The sequence below is a fragment of the Aquibium sp. ELW1220 genome, from assembly GCF_030398385.1.
Taxonomy (GTDB): domain Bacteria; phylum Pseudomonadota; class Alphaproteobacteria; order Rhizobiales; family Rhizobiaceae; genus Aquibium.
In genome coordinates this window covers 1-21866 of record NZ_JAOAOQ010000003.1, presented here as the reverse complement: position 1 = coordinate 21866, position 21866 = coordinate 1, and the positions used below count along the sequence as shown (strand labels likewise).

The 21866-nt window shown below is 66.3% G+C and carries 7 protein-coding genes; 2 read left to right on the top strand and 5 right to left on the bottom strand.

Annotated features, from left to right (window positions below; translation table 11 throughout):
* Window positions 1–141 precede the first annotated feature (141 nt).
* Complete coding sequence (locus tag N1F91_RS03410) at window positions 142–6948, top strand: SIR2 family protein (protein WP_289990338.1); 6807 nt, start codon at window positions 142–144, stop codon at window positions 6946–6948.
* A 132-nt stretch (window positions 6949–7080) separates the two neighbouring features.
* On the opposite strand, the gene N1F91_RS03405 is transcribed toward N1F91_RS03410, so the two are convergent.
* Both N1F91_RS03405 and N1F91_RS03400 read right to left on the bottom strand, forming a co-directional pair.
* Window positions 7081–7758 (bottom strand): DsbA family oxidoreductase, encoded by a 678-nt coding sequence (locus N1F91_RS03405; protein WP_289990337.1) that lies wholly within the window; start codon window positions 7756–7758, stop codon window positions 7081–7083.
* A 67-nt stretch (window positions 7759–7825) separates the two neighbouring features.
* Window positions 7826–9631 (bottom strand): extracellular solute-binding protein, encoded by a 1806-nt coding sequence (locus N1F91_RS03400; RefSeq protein ID WP_289990336.1) that lies wholly within the window; start codon window positions 9629–9631, stop codon window positions 7826–7828.
* Window positions 9632–9882: 251 nt separating this feature from the next.
* Here N1F91_RS03400 and N1F91_RS03395 point away from each other — a divergent pair, with 251 nt between their 5' ends.
* The gene (locus tag N1F91_RS03395) at window positions 9883–10512 is read left to right on the top strand and encodes an invasion associated locus B family protein (RefSeq protein ID WP_289990335.1); all 630 of its coding nucleotides are present in this window, start codon (window positions 9883–9885) and stop codon (window positions 10510–10512) included.
* A gap of 673 nt (window positions 10513–11185) precedes the next feature.
* Here the strand turns inward: N1F91_RS03395 and N1F91_RS03390 are convergent.
* The 3 genes from N1F91_RS03390 to N1F91_RS03380 all read right to left on the bottom strand — a co-directional run.
* Window positions 11186–12904, bottom strand: coding sequence for an adenylate/guanylate cyclase domain-containing protein (locus N1F91_RS03390; RefSeq protein ID WP_289990334.1), 1719 nt, complete (start codon window positions 12902–12904; stop codon window positions 11186–11188).
* A 123-nt stretch (window positions 12905–13027) separates the two neighbouring features.
* Window positions 13028–19405 (bottom strand): PKD domain-containing protein, encoded by a 6378-nt coding sequence (locus tag N1F91_RS03385; protein ID WP_289990333.1) that lies wholly within the window; start codon window positions 19403–19405, stop codon window positions 13028–13030.
* Window positions 19405–21866 (bottom strand): PKD domain-containing protein (locus N1F91_RS03380; protein WP_289990332.1); only part of this gene is annotated, 2462 nt, incomplete at its 5' end. The genes N1F91_RS03380 and N1F91_RS03385, both read right to left, overlap by 1 nt.

Genomic DNA, 21866 nt, shown 5'->3' with positions numbered 1-21866 from the left:
CTTTGTTTTTACGAAATAGAAAAAGTCTCCGGGGGGAGTGTTGTGCATAGTGCACCTGCAGAGCCGATAGATAGTATGAACGCAATGAATATGTATATGACGAAATAGGAATACGAGAGAATACGAATTATCGGGGGATAGATGATACAAGATAATTCTGGCGCTGCCGCCGGGGCGGCGGATACTTCGCCTATTGGGACAGAAAACGATCAAGCGATCCCGTCGCGCAGCGCCGTCGAACCGCCGGACACCCGCAGCCAGGAGGAAAGAGAGCTCCTGCGCTGGCCCTACATGATCCACGCGCTCGAGGACACGCTGGACGCGGACCTGATCGAGGGGAGGGGGCAGCAGCTTCTGTTTCAGGCGCTGAACCAGAAGACGGCCGTCGCCTTCGTCGGATCGGGGTTGCCCATGGCTTACGGGCGGCTGAGCTGGAAGGGTTTGCAGGCCCAGCAGTATCGGCTTGTCAGAACGGGGGCAGAGGAATTCCTCAAATGCGCCAAGGCTTCGACGGAACTGATCGAAAAGTCCATCGAAATGGTCAGGTGTCTGGCAGATGGCGGCTCTTACGTGTTGACTTTCGGCGGGGCTGACCGGGATTTCAAGATATCCGGCGAAGACAAGGAACTTCTTGTCCGCTTTCTGCAGCTGAAGAAAAAAGAGATCGTCTTCCACAGGGAAGAGGTCGACAAGCTTTTCAAGACGTTCGGGACGCTGGAGAGCGAAGGACATTTCATCGGCGGGGAGGGGCCGCCGATCGTGCTGCAGGTGGCGGAAAAGCTTCAGGACGTGCTGAGCCGAAGCGTAGGCGTCTTCCTGAAGCGCCGCACCGATGCCGAGCAGGGGGAACCGGCCTCTGATGACGTTCCCTCCGTGAAGCAGGCGCGTTTCGGCTTCCTGGAGGATTCGGACGTCTCGCCTGCACCCGCAAAGCTCCTCGACGAGATCGCTGCGGCTCCGGATTTTCTCATAGAGAACCCCGATCGCGGTGCAGAAAGTCTTGCGACGTCCATACGCCGTGCCAACGGTGCCGAAGTTGGGCAGAAGCTGATAGTCGTTCTTGTTGCGTTCCAAAAAGCCTTCGAGGCGTACCAGAAGGCGCTGACGCGCTACGATCATGTAATGCGCGCTCGAGAAGCGCGGCTGTCCCTCGAAACCATCACGAAGATGCTGCTGGTCGACGAATGCGCCCATGCCGAGCAGATTCTGCGGAATTCGGTAGATTACAGCACCACGGCGGGCCGCAAGGCGTGGGCCTTGGGCAAATTCGGTGCTGGTCGCCGCGACGCAGCGCGACGGAAAGCACTGAACCGCAAGTTGCGCGGCATGGATGCAGCCGCATCGACAGACAATCTGCGCCGCGACATCCGCGGTATTCGGGACGAGCCCAGGCGATACAGGTCGCTCGCCTTCTTCAAGACCGAGTCATTCATCAAACTCAAGAATGCCCTTCACAAGAAGATATCAAAGGGCAGATTGGATACATCAAACCCTTGGATAGATATTACTACTTTACTGGGCGACCAGCTCCTGGAAAACAACAGAAATGATCACGGCACCAGGCGGGAGGTAAAGCGGGTTTTCGTGTCGCCTACCCATCGGTTCGTCTTTCAGATGATGATGGCCTTTTTCGAGGATCCTTACCGAGAATTACACTTGGATATCGAAGGAGCAAATGATCGTAGACTGTCGCTCATTCCCGATGAAGTCAGGGCCACGGATTTCCAGTCTCGGCAGTCGATTATCGACGCCGAACTCGATCCTCTCGATATCATCGCCATGCGGTTGGGGGTAAGCAGGTTTCTCACCACCAATTACGACCTCGAGATCGAACGGTTCTACCAGGACCGCGGTTATCGCCGGTTTACGGCAGACATCGCCGACGGCAAGGATGCCGTCACGTATGGCGTACGTCATCGCGGGCCGGACGTCTACCGGGTCGACGGCATCGGCGGGACGTTGCGGGACCAGACGTTCAGGCGCGAAAACGCCACTGACCTGATCGGTTTCTCCCTCGATGAAGCAAGCGCCGATGCGCATGTCTTTCACCTGCACGGCAGTGCCACGGACGACTCGACGATCGTCGCTACCGAGCGCGACTACATGGACCTCTATCTGCAGCAGGACATGCATCGCGAGACAGTCGACGAGAGCATACGCATCGCGTTCGCGGCCAATCCGCTGATCTTTCTTGGGCTCGGCATGCAGGAAGCCGACGTGCTACGCCCTCTGCGACAGTTCATGAGCGACAAGGATCGGGCTGTCGGCCGTACGGCGATCGTGTTGCTGCCTGGAACCGGAAGCCGGAACGACCAATCCAAGGACGCGGCGACGATCTACCTCCGCTATGGAGCCCATACGATCCACTATGGCTGGGCCGAGATCGATGTCTGCGGTTCGAAGGTCGGTCTCGACTGGCTCCACCATATCGACAAGCTGATCGGCGCACTGAAGGCGAGCAACCGGCAGATGAGGGACACGCTGGTCGCCGCCCTGAAGACGGCGATGCAGCGTGCCAATAAGAAGGCCGATTCGTACGACATTGATCTTTCCTCTGACGAGAAGAAGATGAAGGCCCGGAGCGGTAATGAGTACGAGAAAGAAGAGACGCTCGAATTATTCATAACGCCGCAGCAGCGCCTCGATCGGATCGCTCGAATTTTGGGCAAGATCGAGCGACCCAAAGTGTCGTTGCCAGAGAGAGAATCCGAAAAGGACGTGAGCTTCCTGGCCCTTCTGGCAGGGAAGGATCACTCGAAGATCGAAGCGAGCCAGATGGGCGTTTCAATGGCGTTGCCGCAGTTTCGGTCGCGTCTGCCTCCCAGCACCGATGTTGCACGAGAGACAACAGCAGGTCCCGCTCCCCTTGAGTTCGAGTGCGGGTTGCTTGCACAAATTCTACGCGTTACTGTCAGAAACAGACCTTTGAAGGATTACCAAATTCCCTATGTGAAGAATCTGCTTAAGGACGATGACTCAACGCTGTCTTGCTGGGATTGGGAAGCGGTGCTCCGACGGCACATACGCGAACTCAATGCCCGCATCGTCGCGCTGGAGGGGCTTCCGAACGCGATCATCACGGGCGCGCTGTGCGCGTCGCTGGCCAGTCTGGAGCGGCAATGGCAGGACTGGTGGAGGGACTGGCAACTCAGCCCGCCCCACCGAACCGCCAGATTTGCAACGCACGAACCTCGTTTTCAGGAAGGCAAGGTCTATCTGCCTCGCCGCTACACGCGCCACAGACTGATCAACGACATCACCGACCTGTCTGCTCAAGACTGGGCGGGTCCGCAGGAAGGCGAGACCGCCGACGATCAATCTGAGCGGGAGAGAAGAAACTCTGATACCCTCGTAGACGTCGGATCGACAGTCGGTGACAAGACGTATCCGAATGGATCGCTCACAGGCGTACTTTCGTTCGACACGTTCCTCGATGCGGTCGAGACGCGCAGACGCGTCGACCACGGCAAAACGTGGGACCGTGGCCGGCGCTGGTACTGCATCACCGCACCACGGGGCACCGGTCGCGGTGCTTTCCTGTCCGCGTTCCAGACGAGCCGGGGTCTCGGGCAGTACATTGCTTCCGCTTGGCCCCACGACGGCAGCCCCTTCGACCCGCTCTACGTCTCGGCGATCTTCATCAATCTGAGTTTCTCGACCGAGATTGCATCGACTTTGGACATGCTGCGCGAAGCGCTGCTCGACACGGTCGCGGCCTTGGAGTTTTTCACTAACTGTGCCGCGGATCGAGTTGTCTCCACCCAAGACCTTTTCGCCATCCTCAACAACGCTACCGGGCCTGCCTCTGCTTCCGGCACTGCGGCGCCAGATGACGGCAGGAGGATGGCCGAAGCACGCAAGGAACTATCCGATAAGCTCAAGCCCCTCTCGCGCCTGCGTCGGCTGGAGCGCCTCTTCGAGTATTTCCGCTTAAGAGCCGAGGCGGTGGCCGCGATCTGGATGAAAGGAAGGCGAAGGGTCTACCCACGACTGCTGCTGTGCATAACGGGCGTCGAGATGCTGCATTATGCAGGCGGGTTACCGAAGAACCGCGAGATCGAGGAGTTGCTGACGCTGCTGACGAAGAAGGTCATGCGTCAGACTCCCTATGACCTCGTACTCGTTACCAACGAAGATAATCTCGGCGAAATCCTCGTGGAGAACACGCCGTTCTTCGCGCGCTACCGGTCCGTCATCAAGGAGTATGAGCCGGAGCTGGATGTTCCGTCCGAGGCAGAGCGTCGCGGATTGGAAAGCGCCGCTGACAAAACTGTCTTCGTTCCCATCGCCCGCGGGAGCCTTCCCTGGGACGAAGCTGCCTCTCAGACCGTCGAGCGCCGTATGCAGAGTTCCGGAATCGCCTTTGCGTCCCGCTCGCATTCGGCTGCCTGCAGAACGGGGATGAAGATACGGTATGGCTCAATTGTGCCGAACAGAGGTGACACCGACGATAAACGCGAGGCAAACGCGCTGCCCGTCGCCGATGCCCAGCCGATCGAACTTCCCAGGCATCTCAAACCGAGCGACGTCTGCTATGTCCATCTCGCGCGTGTCGCGAAACCTGTCGACGTTCTCGTCGATAATTTTCGGCCGCTCGCAGCTTTGTTTTGGCTTTACTACAAAGGAAATTCTAGCGAGAAATCAGCAGAGCTCATTAAGCGTAATTCGCGTGAGATAGTGTACAATTTTCGAATTCCAAGCAAAAAATATGGTGACGAAAAGCCTGCGAAAATCTGGAGTATGATTGACGTATCGGCAGAAGATTCTTCACTGGAGGATGCTTGGAAAGAGCCTTCTCCGAGAGAATGCCTCGCTGCCCACATACAAATCAAGGAAAGACGACTGGCGCGTGTCCACGCGATCTTGACTGACGTGACGGGAACGGGGGACGTGCATAAGCATCGGAAGATGCTGGTTGAGCCCTTCAACGACCAGAGCGATAACGCGCATGTCTTCCGTGAGTGGCGCGGTATCCGCACCATCCTCAACAGCAACCGCTACTGTCTGACGATCCTGCTGGCCGCAGCGCAGCGCCATGCGCTCAGCGGCAGGGACGTGACCGACGGCGTGCAAAGGGCGCAGACCTTCATCCGCAAGACGATCGACCACGTCAAGGCCGTCAGCGTCAGCAAGCGGGAGGAGACGGTTCTGCACGACGTGCTCGACGCCTACGACGCCTTCCATGTGATCGGAGAACCGCACAATGACTGCGAACTGCATCTCCTCATCCTGCGCCATCTGGCGGTGATCGGGGCACCGTGCAGCGCCGACATTCTGGTGCGGACACCGCAGATTCTGGACTATTTCGACAAACTGCCGGAAGGCCGCGAGCGCTCCCGCAATCTGCGTGTCATGCAGGCGCTGACCGTTCTGGCCGAACGCGGCCTGATCTTCCGGCTCGAGCCGCATCCGAGGCTTTCCGAACTCTATCGTCAATGTGCGAACGACAAGGAACGGGAAGCCTATTTCGAGCAAGGCGCCGATCCGGTTCACACATATCGGTACGGATTGCACCGGCTGATGCAGCGGCACATCCTTCAGAAGATGGGGAGCGGGCCGCGCGAGTTCGCCGAAATCAACAGTCTGGCGCCCTCGGTCTATGCTTCCATGCCTGCCGACCTGCCCCGCCTCAACCAGGAATCGTATCAGTTCATGCGCGAACTTGTCGACAGCCTGTCGCAGTACCCGGACCGGGGTGGCCGCGATCGTGCCGGCCAGCGCTGGCATTTCGGAGAAGCCGCCCATACCACGAGGGTCCAGGCGCTGCGCTGCGCATTGTCGCTCGTGCGCTCGACCTTTTCCGTAGCCGTCGTGTCGCGCTTCGAGGGCATCGATGCGGGCAGAAGCAAACCGCCGCGCGGATATTTCGAGGCCTATCGTGTGCAGGTCCGCTGGCTCATCCGAAAAGCTTGGGAGATATTCGAGAAGGACGGCATCAATCCGCTGAACTACAGCCCAGAGGACGCCGCCAAGACCCAGCTCGCGGCGTTCTACCGCGATGAGATCGTCTGGCTTTACAACGAGTGTGGTGTCATCTGCCTGGTTCAGGGAAACCTGCGAGACGCGGCCAGCCTTCTGCGACAGGCGATCCACTTCAATCGCGAAATCGAAGGGCTCCGCGACGGCGGGCCGCAATACAATCATCTGTCACTGAACCTCGCCGTCACGCAGATCGAACGCGGTCGACTGGAAAGCGCCTTCACGCGGCTGCAGGCGATCTGCGAGAGCGAACGACGCTATAGTTCCCGCCCCGGCCGCATATGGCATATCGCCCACGGCTATCTGGGCCTCGTTCAGCACTTGCGCGGCGATCTCGACGACGCGGAACGGCGCTATACGAGGGCGATCAGGGTGCTGCGCGTCTACGACGATTCGAGAGCCTGCTCGATCTTCTCCAAGCACCTCGGCGATCTGGAACGCATGCGCGGCCGGACGGACGAGGCGAGAATGCACATCGAGAGCGCCATCAGTTTCGCCCAGGCGGGCGGGCACGAAGACCTCCACAAGCGAGCCCGGTTGTCACTGATCCTGGTTGACATCGCCACCCGAACGAAACGGGACTTCTCCATCCGGTCCACCCTGGCGCAGTTGCAACTCATCGAGGATTATGCGGAGACGATGGAGATGCCCTCGTTGCTGAGCGACGTCCTTACCGTCAGGGCGAGGCTGTTGCTGGAACAGGGCGAATCCACCCTGGCAGGATCGCTCTTGTCGCGCGCCATGGTCATGGCAAAGCGCAACGGCATGAACCTGCGATTGAACTCGGCGATGACCAACTATGCCCGGGTGTTGGCAATGCGCGGCTTGAAGGATCAGGCCAACAAGCTGCTCTTCACCTGTCTCGACATTGCGAAGCGGAACAACAATCAGATCGAAATTGCGCGTGCGGAATCGGCATTCGACGAACTGCACCTGATATCGCGCGTCCAGGAGCGGCCGCAAAACTGACACATGAGGTGAAGCACCGAGCGTAGCGAACGCCTGATCGTAACGTGCAGCATTGCCGCACCGTGCAGATCTCTTCCGAAGTCGAAGCGCGTCCCCAGCTCGATTTTGGCGCGGCTCCCGCAGACCCCGCGCTCACGCCCCCTCCATCTCCCCCTTCGCCTTCAGCTCCGCCGCCTGCCTGATCGCGTCTGCCAGCGTCTGCGGGTCCTGCGCGCCCATCACGGCGTATTTGTTCTCGATGATGAAGCAGGGCACGCCGCGCACGCCCATGCGGGACGCGGTGGCGATCTCCTCGGTGACGGCGTCGCGGTCGGCGTCGGTGGGCAGCAGCGTCTCGACGACGGCCGCGTCCATGCCCGCGTCGCTTGCCGCGGCGATCAGTTCGTCCGGGTCGCCGACATTGCGGCCTTCCTGGAAGTAGAGCTCGAACAGGCGCCGCGCCAGCCGGTTCTGGATCTCCGGTCCGGCCGAGCCCGCCCAGCGGATCACCCGGTGGGCGTCGAGCGTGTTCGGCGAAACCGTGATCGCGTCGAAGGCGAAGGGAATGCCCTCGGCCTGGCCGGCGCCCATCAGCGTGTCGTGCGCCTGGCGCAGCCGCTCCGCGCTGCCGAATTTCGCCAGCATGTAGGACTTGCGCTCGAGTCCTTCGGCCGGGATCGTCGGGTCGAGCTGGTAGGGTCGCCAGCGCACGTCGACCGCGATGCCGTCGGCAAGCTCGATGGCGCGGTCGAGGCGCTTCTGGCCGAGGAAGCACCAGGGGCACACGACGTCGGAGATGACGTCGATGCGGACGGTCTGCGTCTGGTTCATGGCGGGCTCCATGTCTGCGCTGCGGGTCGGAACGGGGTTTCTGCGGCGGCCGCGCGGCCGGCCGGTCTCAGTCTGCGACGCGCCACCAGGTCGGCAGCTGGTAGCCGTAGAGCGGCACCTTGCCGCCATGCGCGATGCGTGTCCAGCGGCCGACCCATTGCTCGCCCTGATGATAGAGCGGCACGACATAGGCGCCGGAGAGCAGCGTCCGGTCGAGCGCCCGCACCGCCTCGATGAAGTCGCCGCGCTCGCGCGCCTGGAGCAGCGCCTCGATCAGCGCGTCGACGGCAGGCTCGGCGACGCCGGCGAAATTCCACGAGCCCTGCGCGTCCTTCGAGGCCGAGCCCCAGCGGCCGACCTGCTCGACGCCCGGCGACAGCGAAGCTGAATAGCTCGCCAGGATGACGTCGTAGTCGCGCGTCAGGAGCCGCTGCTGGTACTGCGCGGCATCGACCGAGCGGATCGAGGCCTCGATGCCGAGGCTGGCGAGCGTCCGCTGCCAGGCCAGCGCCAGTTCCTGGCCGCCATTGGCCTTGAGCATGATCTCGAAGGCGAAGGGCTGCCCATCGGGCGAAACCATCCGCCGGTCCTTCATGTCATAGCCCGCAGCCTTCAGCGCCTCGAAGGCCTGGCGCAGGAAGCCGCGGTCGCGGCCGGTGCCGTCGGAGACCGGCGGGGCCCATTCGCCCGTCAGGATTGCGGGGTCGACTGCGTCGGGGAAAGGCGCGAGCAGGGCCTCTTCGGCCGCGCTCGCCGGCACGCCGTGCGAGCCGAGCTCGGAGCCGTCCCAGTAGCTCTTCGTTCGGGTGTAGACGCCGTTGAACAGGTTCTGGTTCGCCCATTCGAAGTCGAACAGCCCGGCCAGCGCCCGCCGCGCGGCGCGATCCTCAAACACCGGCCGCCTGGTGTTCATCACGAAGCCGTACATGCCGGACGGCAGGCCGCTGTCGAAGACGTCCTTCGCCACCGCGCCGCTCGCCACCGCCGGAAAGTCGTAGTCGCTGGTCCAGCGGGTCGAGCTGCCTTCCGGGAACACGTCGATCAGCCCCTTCTTGAAGGCCTCGAACATGGCGTTCTCGTCGCGGAAGTAGGTGAGGCGGATCGTGTCGAAATTGTCGAAGCCGCGCTTGGAAGGAATGTCCTTGCCCCAGTAGTCCGGGTTGCGTTCGAGCTCGAGCAGTTCGCCCGGGCGCACCGTCGCGATCCGGTACGGGCCGCTGCCGGTCATCGGCGCGAGCGTCGACTTGTCGAAGGTCGCCGCATCGATCGTGTGCTTCGGCAGCACCGGCATCAGGCCGAGGATCAGCGGCAGCTCGCGGTCCGGCGTCTCGAAGGTGAAGCGCACGCCGCGCTCGCCCACCTTCTCCATCGACGCGAGCTTGTTGACCGTGGTCGCATAGCGCGGGAAGCCCTTGTCGCGCAGCAGCTCGAAGGTGAAGATCACGTCCTCGGGTGTCACCGGCTGCCCGTCCGAAAAGCGGGCGCGGGCGTCGAGCGTGAACTCGGCATAGGTCCGGGCCTCGTCGGTGTCGATCGTCTCGGCCAGCAGCGGATAGAGCGTGAAGGGCTCGTCGTAGGAGCGCATCATCAGCGTCTCGAAGACGTTGTTGCCGTAGAGGAGATCGAGAATGCCGCGTGCGCCGGAACCCTGGATGATCAGCGGGTTCAGGCTGTCGAAGGTGCCCTGCACGGCGTGGTTGATCGTCCCGCCCTTCGGCGCATCGGGATTGGCATAGGGCAGGTGCGCGAAATTGGCCGGCAGCGCCGGCTCGCCATGCATGGCGATCGCGTGGCGCGCCGCCGCGCCGGCCGGCGCGGCGGCGAAGGGGAGGGCGCAGAGCGCCAGGGCGAGAAGGGGCGTGAAGGGTCTCATGTCGGCCGTCGTCATCTGGCGGTGTGATTCGGTCCACCGTAACACGACAGGCCCAGGCTGCACCCCTTGCAGCATAAAGCGGCGCAAATCCGGACGACGATACTGGATTCGCCCCGCCCGCGGGTGTAACACGCGGCGGCAGAAAGATTATGGTCAGCCAGGGCCGCGCGGCCAAGTCATGCTGTCGCCTCATTTGGCCAACATTGAGCGGCCAAGGTTCAGGCACCGAAACTCGAGAGGAAGCGCAACCGATGCAGTCGAAGAGTATCTCCGCACCCCGCTTTGCAATCTACGCGGCCGGCGTGGCCGGCTTCGTTGTGGCGAGCGCCGCACCGGTGCTCGCGCAGCAGCCCGGTCAGCCGCCGCGCGGCTGGTTCAAGGCCTGCTCCAAGCAGGAAGACATCGACATCTGCAACGTGCAGAACATCGTCGTTGCCGATTCCGGCCAGCTGATCACCGGCGTCAGCCTGATCGAGGTCAAGGGCAAGGTGAACCGCAAGGTCTTCCAGGTGACCGTGCCCACCGGCCGCATGATGATGCCCGGCATCGGCATGCAGGTCGACACGTCCAAGCCGCAGAAGGTCGACTACGCCGTCTGCTTCCCCGACCGCTGCGTGGCCGAGGTCCCGATGACCGACGAACTGGTCGCGGCCTTCAAGAAGGGCACCGAGCTGACGCTCACCTCGGTCAACTTCCAGAACCAGCCGAACCCGATCAAGGTCTCGCTCTCGGGCTTCACCGCCGCCTTCGACGGCGCGCCGCTGCAGCAGGCCGACATCGAGGACCGCCAGAAGAAGCTTCAGGAGTTCGTGTCGAAGAACAACGAGGACTTCGCCAAGAAGCTCAAGGAAGAGCAGGAAAAGGCCAAGGCCGCGAACTGATACCAACGGCTGCGAGGTTCGGCGGGACGGAGTTCCGTTCCGCCGGCGTCGCGAGTTTTGCGCGCCGTCATCGTCGTGCGTCCTTCGAGGCTCGCTTCGCTCGCACCTCAGGATGAGGGCCGTTGAGGTGCTCGCGCCAGACGCGCCCCCCGCCTTCGTCATCCCGGAACGGCGTCCGAGCGGAGCGAAGGACGCCGTATCCGGGATCCACGCCTCGCCGTCGCACACGAACGAGATGGTGCAGGAGAGTTCGCCCGACGTCGTCGTATTTCTCCGCCGTCCAGCCTCTCGACATCGTCCGAGGCATGGATCCCGGGTCTGCGCCTCCGCTTCGATCCGGCTTCGCCCGGGATGACGACGCTGAAGGGGCGCCGGCGCGGCAAAGCGGATGCCGGAGAGGCGATTGGTCTGACGCCGTGTCTTCGGCGCGCCGCCCCCGACATTCGTCATCCCGGAACGGCGTCCGAGCGGAGCGAGGGACGACGTATCCGGGATCCATGCCCTGCCGTCGCACACGAACGAGATGGTGCAGGAGAGTTCGCCCGACGTCGTCGCGTTTCTCCGCCGTCCAGCCTCCCGACATCGCCCGAGGCATGGATCCAGGGTCAGCGCCTCCGCTTCGCTCCGGCTTCGCCCAGGATGACGAGGCCGAAGGGGGCGCCCCCGCCAGCCCTCACGCCGCCTGCATCTGCCGTGCTCCGAAGGCGTGGATCTCGATCTGCGCCTTCTTGCCCTTCACCGAGATCGGCGGCAGGGCGCGCGCGGCGTCGCGCAGCTTGGCCGGCAGCGCGTCGTAGACCACCCGCGACACCAGCGTCTGGTCCGGGTCGGCCGCCGAGCACAGCCGGGCCGCCAGGTTCACGTGGTCGCCGAGCACGGTGAAGTCCTTGCGGTGGGTCGAGCCCATCGCGCCCACCACCACCTCGCCGGAGTTGACGCCGATGCCGATCTTCAGGTCGGCAGAGGTCTGGCTCGCCATCTCGTTCATGGCGTTCATCATGCCGATGGCGCATTCCACCGCGTGCTTGGACATGTTGGCACCCGCGAACACCGCCATGATCTGGTCGCCGACATATTTGTCGATGTCGCCGTGGTTGGCTGTGACGATGTCGGCCAGCTTCTGGAAATAGCTGTTGAGGACGGTCACGACCTCCTCCGGCTCGCGGTTCTCCGAAAACGCCGTGTAGCCGCGGATGTCGGCGAAGAGCACGGCCATCTGCCGCCGCTCGCCGCCGAGATGCACCGTGCGCGCATCGCTGTCCTGGATCGCCCGCATGGTGCCGGCGGAAACGAACTTCTGCAGTTCGAAGCGCTCGTTCAGCTGCACGATCATGTCGTTGAAGCGCGTCGCCAGGTCTCCGATCTCGTCGCGCGAGGCGACGCCGCGCACCCGGTGCGCGAGGTTCCCCTTGGCGATCTCCGACGCCGCCTCGCCGATGCGCAGGATCGGCCGCGAGATGCCGAGCGCAAACAGGAGCGCGCCCGCCAGCGCGGCGACGAGCCCGATCGCCAGCCACTGCGCCAGGCTGCGGATCATGTCGTTGACCGGCGCATAGGCATCCGCCTCGGCTTTCTCCGCCACCACAGCGAAGGGCAGGGCGCGCGTCAGCGCGATGGCGCCGAGCGAGATCGAACCGTCGTCCAGCGTGAACGGCTCCACCGCCACGGTGGCCGTGCCCGACGCCAGCATGTCCGCAGCCTTCGCCAGCACGCCCGGCTGGTTCCACGGCCTGCCGTCGCTGGCGAAGACCACACGCCCGTCGCCGTCCACCACATGGATCGATCCGGTCCTGGCAAAGGGATTGCCCTCCACGGCGCCGCGCAGCCGGGCGAGGTTGACGCGCGCATGCAGCGTCGCCGCCCGATCGCGGATGCCGCCGGGGATCGGCAGGCTCACCGTCGCCAGCCAGTCGTCGGTCTCGGAAATGCGCACCACCTGTGCGGCCGCGCGCCCGTCGGCCGGTGTCTCGAACTGCCCGGCATCCACCCGCAGCACGTCGAGCGGATTGTCGAAATGCGCTTTCAGCCGGTCGAAATAGGCTTCCTGCACCACGGTGATCGGCCGCGGCACGCCGTCCACGTCCACCTGCAGCACCACCACGTCGGGAAGGTCGGCGATGCCCTGGCGCAGCACCACGATCTTTTCCTCGAAGCCGAGCTGCTCGCCCGAGATGGCGTTCCGGATCAGGTCGAGCGGCGTGTAGAGCGAATATTCCAGGAAGTCGTTGAATTCGCCGGTCACCTTGTCCACCGTCACGGCGAGCTGCTCGTTGGCGGCGCTCTTCAGCTCGTCGCGCGCCACGCGGATCACCGACTGGCCGGCCACGATCAGCGGCAGCGCCGCGATCACGGCGGTGAAGATCAGCATCTTCGCACGTAGGTTGAGGCGCATGCTGCAAATCCCGGCGGCGACGGAGGAATGCTGTGCTGCGGGCGTGGCGACGGCGCGACCGCGGCACGACGCGAGCGCGCGCCGGCACGATCCTCCCCGGGTCCCCACCCATCAGGCGAATGGTCAGTTTAGACCCGAATCACCCGTTTCGGGAAGCAGCAGTGTCTGCGATCGCGACCGCGCCCGGATGGTGATCCGGTCGGTCGAGACGCTGCAGTCCAGCCCGTGCGGGTCCGAGGTGGTGAGTTCCACCGCGATGTCGCCCGGCTGCGTGATTTCCACGCGTGCCTTCTCGCCGTCGCTTTCGAAGCCGTTCGACAGCGTCCAGTAATGGTCGAGCGCATCGCCGTCGGCATCGCGCGAGCCGCTGGCATCGAGCACGTGGCTGTCCAGCGCCCCGCCGATGAACAGATCGACGTCGGGTCCGGCCTCGGCCACCGGCGGCGCGTTGACGAAGACCTCCAGCGTTTCCACCGTGGCCGCGCAGGCAGAGCCCGACGTGTCGGTGGCCTTCATGCGCACCGCATAGGTGCCGGGCCTGTCGAAGGTGTGGCTCACCTGTGGCCCGGTCGCCAGATGTCCGTCGCCGAAGTCCCAGTCGTAGCTGGCAATGGCGCCGTCGGCGTCGAAGGAGCGCGACGCGTCGAAGCGCACCGTCTGGCCGGGGCAGGTCTTGCGCTCCGCCTCAATGATGGCGGCCGGCGGCCGGTTCACCTTCACCAGCCGCGCCACGGGCGTCAGCAGCACCTCGCCGGCGCGGTCGATCGGACCCTTCACCGAGACCGAGTAGGTTCCCGGCTGGGCAAAGACGTGCACGGCGGCCGGCCCGGTGGCGTTGCTGCCGTCGCCGAAGCTCCACACCAGCGCGTCTGGATCGGCGAGGCCGGGCAGGTTCGACAGGCCGAAGGAGACGCGTTCGCCGGCGCAGGCGGCCTGCGCCGCTTCGATCGCCGTGCGCGGCGCGTCGGCCACGGTCACGCTGAACGTGGTCGAATTCTCGGCATTGATCAGACTGGTGCCGTCGCTCACCGTCAGCGTCACCGGAAAGGTGCCGGGCGTGCGCCAGATGTGCCGCACCTCGACACCTGTCGCCGTGCCGCCGTCGCCGAAGTCCCAGCGGTAGGAGGCGATGCCGCCGTCGGGGTCGAGCGAGCCCGCAGCCGACAGTTCGAGCGGCTGGTCCACCTCCACGGCCGCATTGCCCGCGACCTGGGCCACCGGGGCGGCGTTGATCGTGATGACGTGGATCGTGTCGGCGCTGGAACAGCCCTGGCTGTCCTGGCCGGACAGCGCCTTCAGCTGCACGCGGTAGGTGCCCGGCCTGTCGAAGGCATGCCGTACGACGGCGCCCGCGCCGGTCGTGCCGTCGCCGAAGTCCCAGGCGTGGCCGGTGACGGTGCCGCCGTCGAGATAGGAGGCGGCGCCGTCGAACACGACCTCCTCGCCCACGGCCGCGGCGCGGACGGCGGTGATTACGGCGCGCGGCGCCGGCAGCACGGTCACCAGCAGGTCGTCGCTCGACACCGGCGAGCAGAGGCCGAGATTGTCGCCCTCGATCTGCAGCGTCACCCGGTAGTTGCCTGCGTCGGTATAGGTGTGCTCCGGCTGGTCGCCGCCGCCGCTGGAACCGTCGCCGAAATCCCACGAGAAGCGGTTGACGACGCCGTCGATGTCGGTCGAGCGGCGGCCGTCGAAGCGCACCGTCGTGTTGGCGCAGATCTGCAGGTCCTCGCCGGCATTGGCCACGGGAGCGGGCAGCACGGTCACCAGCGTCTCTGCCGAATGGGTGCCGTTGGCGAGGCCCGATTCGTCCGTCACCGTCAGGCGCACGCCGAACGTGCCGGGCGTCTCGAAGGTCTTGGTCGGGTTGATGATGTCGGAGGCCGCACCGTCGCCGAAATCCCAGGAGTAGCGCAAAAGCCCCTGGTCGGGATCGGTCGAGGACGAGCCGTCGAAGACCACGACGTCGCCCACGCAGGCCTGGCGGTTGTCGCCGGCGATCGCCAGCGGCGCCCGGTTGATGCGCACCGTCATCGAATCGCGGTTCTGCGAATTGGACAGGCCCTTGCCGTCGTCGACCGTCAGCAGCACCGGATAGACGCCGCCGGTCTGGTAGGTGTGCTCCACCACCGGACCGGTCGCGGTGTTGCCGTCGCCAAGATCCCACAGATAGGCCAGCCCGTCATTGTCCGCGTCCGCCGATGCGGTGGCGTCGAAGACGATGCGCAGCGCCTCCGAGAAGACGTCGCGTCCTGCTTCCGCCACCGGCTGGTGGTTGACGAACACCGTCATCTCGTCCTGCGCGGTTCGGTTGCCGGCGCTGGAATCGTCGGTCACGGTCAGAGTCACGGTGTAGACGCCGGGCGCCTCGAAGCGGTGCTCCACCTCCGCGCCGTCGAGCACGGCGCCGGTCTCGTTCACGTCCCACCGCCAGGCGGTGACGGTCCCGTCCTGGTCGCTCGACCGGTCGCCCGACAGCCGGAACGGCTCGCCCGGCGCCACCACAAGGTCCGGTCCGGCGCGGGCGACGGGCGCCTCGTTGATGGTGACGCGGATCTGCGAGAAGTCGGTGGCGTTGGGATGGCCGCTGTCGTCTTCCACCGTCAGCTCGACCGTATAGGTGCCCGGCCGCGCGAAGGCGTGCTCCACCACCTCGCCCTCGGCCGCAGCGCCGTCGCGGAAGTTCCAGGCGTGGCGTGTGATCGTCCCGTCCGGATCCTCCGAGCGGCGGCCGTCGAAGGTGAGCGTCTCGCCGGGTGCGGCAACCATGTCGAAGCCGGCATCGGCGACCGGCAGTGCATTGACCCTGACTGTCATCGTATCGGTGGCGCCGTTGCGGATCGTGCCGGAATCGTCTTCGATCGACAGCGTGACGGCATAGGTGCCGGGGCTGCGATAGGTGTGGGCGATCGTGCGGCCCGCGCCGGTCTCCCCGTCGCCGAAATCCCAGCGATAGATCGCGATCGCGCCGTCGCTGTCCACGGAGCCGCCCGCGTCGAATTCGACGACCGATGCGGTGACGTGCTGGTCGGGTCCGGCGTCGGCCACCGGCGGCTGGTTCACCAGGATGCGCCGCTCCGCGCTTGCCTCGTCGTTGGCGAGGCCGGAATCGTCGGTGACGGTCAGCCGCGCGACGTAGAGGCCCGACCGGGAATACCGGTGCACGACGTCGCGGCCGCGCGCCGCGGCGCCGTCGCCGAAGTCCCAGTCGTAGGAAAGGATGTTGCCGTCCGGATCGTCAGACGCCGCGCCGGAAAACGCGATCGGCTCGTCGATGGCGGCTGGCCGGTCCGTCTCCACCCGCGCCACCGGCGCAAGGTTCGGCCGGTCGGCCACGGTGACGGTGAGCGTGTCCGACGCCGACGCATTGTCCTGGCCGGAACCGTCGGTGACGGTGAGCGTCACCGCATAGGTCCCGGGCCGGTCGTAGACGATGGAGCGCTTCTGCCCTTCGGCCTGCCGGCCGTTGCCGAAGTCCCAGAGATAGCCGACGATATTCGAATCGGCGTCGGTGGACGCGCCGCCGTCGAGGTCGACGCGCTGGCCGACGATGGCCGCCACGTCCGGCCCGGCTTCGGCCACCGGCCGCGCATTGCGCCGCTCCTCCACGAAGACCACGAACTTCCTCTCGGTCACGCCGCTGTCGAGGCCCGAATCGTCAACCAGCCTCAGCTTGCCGAAATAGGTGCCCGGCGCGGCATAGGCATGCGCAATCGCCGCCTCCGTCGACACCGCGCCGTCGCCGAAGCTCCATTCGATCCGGGTGACGCGGCCGTCCGGATCGGCGGCCGTGCGGGCGTCGAACAGATGCGGCACCCCGGTTTCGAGCGACAGTTCCGGCGCAACCGCCGCGTCCGGCGGCTGGTTGAAGGGATGCGTCACCGTGACGGTGAATCGCGCCTCGGCCTCCGAGCCGCGCCGCCCGGAATCGTCGCGCACGAGCACGTGCACCTTGTAGCTTCCCGGCCGCGCATAGGCGTGCCGCGCCTCGAAGCCCGACGCCTTGGCGCCGTCGCCGAAATCCCATTCCACCGCCACCACGTTGCCGTCCGGGTCCGTCGTGCCGGTCGCGTCGAAGGGAATGATCTCGTGCACGAAGGCGGCGCGGTCGCCGCCGACGCGCACCTGCGGCGACAGGTTCTGGCGGTTGTCGACGATGACGTCGAAGCTCGTGCTCGCGACCGCATTCTCGCGTCCGGAATCGTCTTCCACCGTCAGCGTCGCGCGATAGGTGCCGGCGACGTGGTAGACATGGTCGACGCCAAGCCCTTCCGCCGTCGTGCCGTCGCCGAAGTCCCAGCGATAGGCGAGGATCGAGCCATCCGGGTCGCGAGAGCCCGAACCGTCGAAGCGTACCAATGCGCCGGTGACGGCCTCGCGGTCGCCGCCCGCCTCGGCGATCGGCGCGTCGTTGCCCGAATCGACCACCGTGAAGCTGCGCTCGATCGTCGTCATGCCGTTGGCGAGGCGCGAATCGTCGGTGACGGTGAGCGTCACTCCATAGGTCCCGGGTGCGACGAAACTGCGCCGGATCACCGGCTTGTCGGAGGTCGTGCCGTCGCTGAAACGCCATTCATGGGCGGTGATGCGGCCATCCGGGTCGCTGGCGGCCGAGGCGTCGAACAGTCCGGGCGCGCCCGCCACCAGCCGGTCCGGCGTCTTCGCCGCCGTTGCGTCCGGCGCGGCGTTGACGAAGACGCTCGCCGCCGCGCGCGCCACGCTGTTGGCGGCATTGCGGCCGTCGTCGACCGTCAGAGACACGGCGTAGGTGCCGGGCTGCGCGTAGCGGTGGGCGACCGCAGCACCCGAGACCTGCGTGCCGTCGCCGAAATCCCAGGCGAAGGCATGGATGTCGCCGTCCGCCCCTTGCGGACTGCCGGCATCGAAGGCGATTTCGTCGCCGAGCGCGATGCGCCTGTCGCCGCCGGCATTGGCGACCGGCGGGGCGTTGACGGCGATCGGCCGGGTCGCCACCGCCTCGTTGCACGGGTCGTCGGAGGAATCGGTGACGGTCAGCGTCACCGTGAAGCTGCCGAAGCGGTCGTAGCGGTGCACCGGCGTGCCGAAGCCGGGCTCGCCCGCCTCCTGCACGAGCACCGTGCCGTCGCCGAAGTCCCAGCGGTAGCGCGCGATCTCGGTGCCTTCGGGAAGCGCCGGGCTCGACGAGCCGGTGCCGTCGAACGCCACCTCCGCCCCCTGCGCCACCAGCGCCGGCGCCTCGAAGGCCGCCACCGGCGGCGGCTTGACGAAGAACGAGAAGGCGCGAGCCGACCCGCTCGCAACCTGCCCCGACGCGTCGAAGCCTTCCAGCCGCCCGGCCTTGACGCCATAGTCGGAGAAGCTCTGCGTCACCGTCTCGCCTTCCATCCAGTCCGCGTCCTCGCCGAGCCTCCAGCGATAGGTCACCGCCCCGCCGTCGGGGTCAGACGAGCCCGCGGCCGAGAAGCGGATCTGCCGGCAGGCCAGCGGCTCGACCGCGAGTGCCAGATCCGGCCGCCGGTTCGGCGCCACCGCGCGGATCGGCAGCTCGACGGCCAGCGGCCGCTCGGCGCCCGTCGCGTCGAGCGCGGTGACGAACAGCGTCATGTCGTTCGGCGTCTCGGAGCCGTTGGTGGCGGTCACCGAGCCCGGCCCGCCGGGTTCGTCGCCGTCGAGCTCCACGTCGGAGCCGCGCCACTCGTTCTTGCCCGACGCCGCGAGCACTCGGCTGCGGAACGGCCCGCCATAGACGATGCGCCCGCCGGCCGCGTCGAAGTTCTCGACCCGCACCGCCACAGCATCCTCCGGTACCGCAAGCCGCATTTCGCCGAGGTCGCGGCCGGCCGGCACCTGGATCGTCGGCATCAGCGTCGACAGCCGTGCGCCTGCGATGGGCTCGTTGCGCGCGTCCGATGAACTCGCCGAAACGTCGAAGACGTTGCCGTCATTGCCCGACAGGCCCTCGACGAGGACGAGGAACTCGCGCCCGCCGGAAACCTCGATGCCGGACGAGGCCTCGGCCGCAAACAGCGTCGCCCAGCGCCCGTCGGCGGCGGCATCCGAGCCGAAGTCGATCGTCCCCAGCGGCGTCCCCTCGACGTTCTCCTGCGCAACGCCCGCCGCGTCGCGTTGAATCGATGCGCGAGCGCCTGCGCCGAACAGGCTGAATCGAATCACCGAATCATAGCCGCCCTTGGCCTCGTCGAAGGCGCCGCCGGTGTCGGGATCGAACACCCGCAGATGGATGCGCCCGGCATCGGCCGGCACCAGAACCCGCACCACCTGCCGGAAATCATGGTCGCCCTCGTTCACCCGCGCCAGCGGCCCGAAGACGACGAGATGCGGCTCGAAGGGCTCGTCGCCCATCATCGCGAAGGCCGCCAGACGCGGCATGGCATTGGCGATGGCGTCGGCGTTCACATAGAGGCCGACCGGCGCCAGCACCGACCCCATGCCGGCGGCAAGCAGCGCGGCGTTGCGTCCGGCCCGGGTCTTCAGCAGCCTGGCGAGGAGAGCGCGCATCACTGCTGCCCCCCGCGCGCTTCGGTCGTGGTGACCGTCACGGTGACCGTGTCGCTGGCCGTCATCGCCGGCTCGCCGTCGTCGGTCACCGTCAGCTCGACGGTGTAGACACCCGGATCGTGGAAGGCATGGCGGGGTGCTGCATCCGGCGAGGCGCCGCTGTCGCCGAAGCTCCAGCGCCAGGAAAGCACGTTGCCGTCCGGGTCGGCCGAATCCCGCCCCTCGAATTCGATGATCTCGCCCGCTGCCACCGTCCGGTCGGCGCCGGCCTCTGCCACCGGCGGCCGGTTCGGCGCGGGTGCGACCGTCACCGTCACGCTGTCGGTCGCCGTCAGCCGTCCATGCGGCCCGTCGTCCTCGACGGCGAGTACCAGCGTGTAGACACCGGGAAACTGGTAGACGTGTCGGGTGCGGATGCCCGACGCCTTGTTGCCGTCGCCGAAATCCCAGCGGTGCGTCACGATCGAGCCGTCCGGATCGCGTGAGGCAGAAGCGTCGAAGGCGATTTCCTCGCCCGCCACAGCCGCGACGTCCGGCCCCGCGGCCGCAACCGGCGGCAGGTTCGGCCGGTCGGCCACGATCACCGTGAAGGGGAAGGACACGATCGCCGGCTCCGGCAGGCCATTGTCGACGAGGTCGAGCCGCGCCTCGTAGAAGCCGGGCTTGCGGTACATGTGCTCGACCACCGGGCCGAGCCCGGTCGCGCCGTCGCCGAACTCCCATTGATGCGCGATGATGCTGCCGTCGCGGTCGCTCGCCGCCGAGGCGTCGAGCCTGAGCGCCTGCCAGGTCGTGGCCGCGAATTCACGCGGGAACGTCGCCACCGGCGGCCGGTTCTCCGCGGGCAGCACGGTGATGCGCGCGGTGTCGACCGCCCGCTCCCCGCCGTCCGGCCCGTCGTCGCGCACCGTCAGCGTGGCGGCATAGGTGCCGGGCTGCCACCAGGCATGCTCCATGGCGGGCAGGTCGCCGCCGCTGCCGTCGCCGAAGTCCCAAGCATAGAACAGGATGCGCCCGTCCGGATCGGTCGAACCGCCCGCGTCCATCCGCACGGCCTCGCCGGCCCGCACGGTCCGGTCGCCGCCGGCATCGGCGACGGGACGCTGGTTGGCCCGCTCGTCGACACGGACCTCGATCACGTCGATGCCCTTGGCGCTGTCGAAGGCGGTGTCGTCGAGCACGGTCAGGCTGATGCGGTAGACGCCCGGCCGGTGGAACGCGTGCGGCACGACCGGCCCGCTCGCCCGCGTGCCGTCGCCGAAGTCCCAGATGTGGGACACGATGCGGCCGTCGGGGTCGCGCGACAGCGAGGCGTCGAAGCGGTGCACTTCGCCCACGATCAGCCGCCGGTCGCCGCCGGCATTGGCGACCGGTGGGGCGTTGACGGCGATCATCCGCGTCGCGACGGCCTGGTTGCACGGATTGCCTGAGGAATCGGTGACGGTCAGCGTCACCGTGAAGCTGCCGAAGCGGTCGTAGCGGTGTACGGGCCTGCCGAAGCCCGGCTCGCCGGCCTCCTGCACCAACACCGTGCCGTCACCGAAGTCCCAGCGGTAGCGTGCGATCTCGGTGCCTTCCGGCAACGCGGGGCTCGACGAGCCTGAACCGTTGAAGGCCACCTCCGCGCCTTGCGCCACCAGCGTCGGCGCATCGAACACGGCCACCGGCGGCGGCTTGACGAAGAAGGAGAAGGCGCGGGCCGACCCGTTCGCCACCTGGCCGGAACTGTCGAAGCCCTCGAGCCGCCCGGCCTTGACGCCATCGTCGGCGAAGCTCTGCGTCACCGTCTCGCCTTCGACCCAGTCCGCGTCCTCGCCGAGCTTCCAGCGATAGGTCACCGCCCCGCCGTCGGGGTCCGACGAGCCGGCGGCCGAGAAGCGGATCTGCCGGCAGGCCAGCGGCTCGACCGCGAGTGCCAGATCCGGCCGCCGGTTCGGCGCCACCGCGCGGATCGGCAGCTCGACGGCCAGCGGCCGCTCGGCGCCCGCCGCGTCGAGCGCGGTGACGAACAGCGTCATGTCGTTCGGCGTCTCGGAGCCGTTGGTGGCGGTCACCGAGCCCGGCCCGCCGGGTTCGTCGCCGTCGAGCTCCACGTCGGAGCCGCGCCACTCGTTCTTGCCCGACGCCGCGAGCACCCGGCTGCGGAACGGCCCGCCATAGACGATGCGCCCGCCGGCCGCGTCGAAGTTCTCGACCCTCACCGCCGCCGCATCCGCGGGCACCGCAAAGCGCATCTCGCCGAGGTCGCGGCCGGCCGGCACCTGGATCGTCGGCATCAGCGTCGACAGCCGTGCGCCTGCGATGGGCTCGTTGCGCGCGTCCGATGAACTCGCCGAAACATCGAAGACGTTGCCGTCATTGCCCGACAGGCCCTCGACGAGGACGAGGAACTCGCGCCCGCCGGAAACCTCGATGCCGGACGAGGCCTCGGCCGCAAACAGCGTCGCCCAGCGCCCGTCGG